The following is a 2,500-nucleotide window of genomic DNA, read 5'->3' on the forward strand; positions in this document are numbered from 1 at the left end:
TGGTTGCGGGAGCAGGATTTGAACCTGCGACCTTCAGGTTATGAGCCTGACGAGCTACCGGGCTGCTCCATCCCGCGTCAGAGTCAGATTTGTTTTCATCGTTTTAGAGAGATTTGGGGATTTTGCTAGGTTTGGCGGTGACCTACTCTCCCGGGGCTTAAGCCCAAGTACCATTGGCGCGGCAGTGCTTAACTTCCGGGTTCGGGATGGGACCGGGTGTTTCACTTGCGCTATGACCACCAAACCGAGGAAAATCCCCACGTCGCTGTTTTTGCGGAGCAAAAAAGCGACGGGCAGGAGGCAGCGTATTCGCGAAGCGGATGCGCGGTCCTGCACGGTTGTGTTAATCAGATCAACGTTGTCCAACTCAGGGTGTGTATGTCTTTGATTTGTCTTTCCATTACTGGATCAAATCAAGCCTATCGGGCGATTAGTACCGGTCAACTGAACGCATTACTGCGCTTACATCTCCGGCCTATTGACGTGGTGGTCTTCCACGGCCCTCAGGGAGACCTTGTTTTGAGGGGGGCTTCCCGCTTAGATGCCTTCAGCGGTTATCCTGTCCGATCATAGCTACCCAGCACTGCCGTTGGCACGACAACTGGTCCACCAGTGGATCGTTCACCCCGGTCCTCTCGTACTAGGGGCAACTCCTCTCAAGTCTCCTACACCCACGGCAGATAGGGACCGAACTGTCTCACGACGTTCTAAACCCAGCTCACGTACCTCTTTAAACGGCGAACAGCCGTACCCTTGGGACCTGCTCCAGCCCCAGGATGAGATGAGCCGACATCGAGGTGCCAAACACTGCCGTCGATATGGACTCTTGGGCAGTATCAGCCTGTTATCCCCGGCGTACCTTTTATCCGTTGAGCGATGGCCCTTCCACTCGGGACCACCGGATCACTATGGCCGTCTTTCGACTCTGCTCGACTTGTCAGTCTTGCAGTCAGGCTGGCTTCTGCCATTGCACTCAACGAGCGATTTCCGACCGCTCTGAGCCAACCTTCGCGCGCCTCCGTTACGCTTTAGGAGGCGACCGCCCCAGTCAAACTACCCGCCACGCAGGGTCCCGGATCCGGATAACGGACCGCGGTTAGACATCAAGAGTGCGAAGGGTGGTATCTCAAGGGAGGCTCCACAGGTACTTGCGTTCCTGCTTCAAAGCCTACCACCTATCCTGCACATCACAATCCTGATGCCAGTGCGAAGCTGTAGTAAAGGTGCACGGGGTCTTTCCGTCTAACCGCGGGAAGCCTGCATCTTGACAGGCAATTCAATTTCGCTGAGTCGATGTTGGAGACAGCGGGGAAGTCGTTACGCCATTCGTGCAGGTCGGAACTTACCCGACAAGGAATTTCGCTACCTTAGGACCGTTATAGTTACGGCCGCCGTTTACCTGGGCTTCAATTCAAGGCTCTCACCTCTCCTTTTAACCTTCAGGCACCGGGCAGGCGTCAGACCCTATACGTCGTCTTGCGACTTCGCAGAGCCCTGTGTTTTTAATAAACAGTCGCCACCCCCTGGTTTGTGCCCCCAGCCCCTAGTTGCCTAGGAACCGGGCCTCCTTCTCGCGAACTTACGGAGGTATTTTGCCGAGTTCCTTCAACATCGTTCTCTCAAGCGCCTTGGTATGCTCTACCAGTCCACCTGTGTCGGTTTAGGGTACGGTCTGATGGAGGGCTATTTCCAGGAACCACTCAGCAGCCCAATCAATCCGATAAGATTGAACTACACCTGTGATCCGTCACATCCTCCTGGCCTAGGAATATTAACCTAGTTCCCATCGCCTACGCCTTTCGGCCTCGGCTTAGGGGCCGGCTTACCCTGCTCAGATTAGCTTTAAGCAGGAACCCTTGGACTTTCGGCGAGAGTGTCTCTCACACTCTTTGTCGCTACTCATGTCATCATTCTCACTAGTGATCTCTCCACCGGATCCCTCACAGGCCGGCTTCATCGAAAGAACTCGATCCGTCATTACACCTCGCTGCTGTTACACAACACAGATGCAAATACGGATGAGTTCTATGTCACACTACGCTCTGCTACCATGCCTTACGGCATCCTAAGCTTCGGCTCATGGCTTGAGCCCCGTTACATCTTCGCCGCAGGACAACTTATTTAGACCAGTGAGCTGTTACGCTATCTTTAAAGGATGGCTGCTTCTAAGCCAACCTCCTGGTTGTTTTGGTCGTCCCACCTGCTTTCCCACTTAGCCATGAATTGGGGGCCTTAGCTGTAGGTCAGGGTTGTTTCCCTCTCCACTACGGACGTTAGCATCCGCAGTGTGTCTGCCATCTAGTACTCCCGGGTATTCGGAGTTTGGTTAGGATCAGTAAGCCTGTGGGGCCCCATTACCCATCCAGTGCTCTACCCCCCGGGGTATTCGGATGACGCTCTACCTAAATAGATTTCGCAGAGAACCAGCTATCTCCGAGTTTGATTGGCCTTTCACCCCTAGGCACAGCTCATCCCGATCCTTTTCAACGGATGTGGGTTC

1 tRNA gene and 2 rRNA genes (1 of these 3 cut by a window edge) are annotated in these 2,500 nt (G+C 54.2%); all 3 read right to left on the reverse strand.

The features are described from left to right. A tRNA-Met gene (locus ACR0D9_RS20420) sits at positions 1–77 on the reverse strand. 52 nt (positions 78–129) lie between these two features. Further along, positions 130–244, reverse strand: a 5S ribosomal RNA gene (gene rrf, locus ACR0D9_RS20425). A 165-nt stretch (positions 245–409) separates the two neighbouring features. Further along, positions 410–2,500: ribosomal RNA gene (locus ACR0D9_RS20430) — 23S ribosomal RNA — on the reverse strand (it continues 754 nt past the right edge of the window).

It is taken from the genome of Ruegeria sp. AK11 (genome assembly GCF_056541095.1).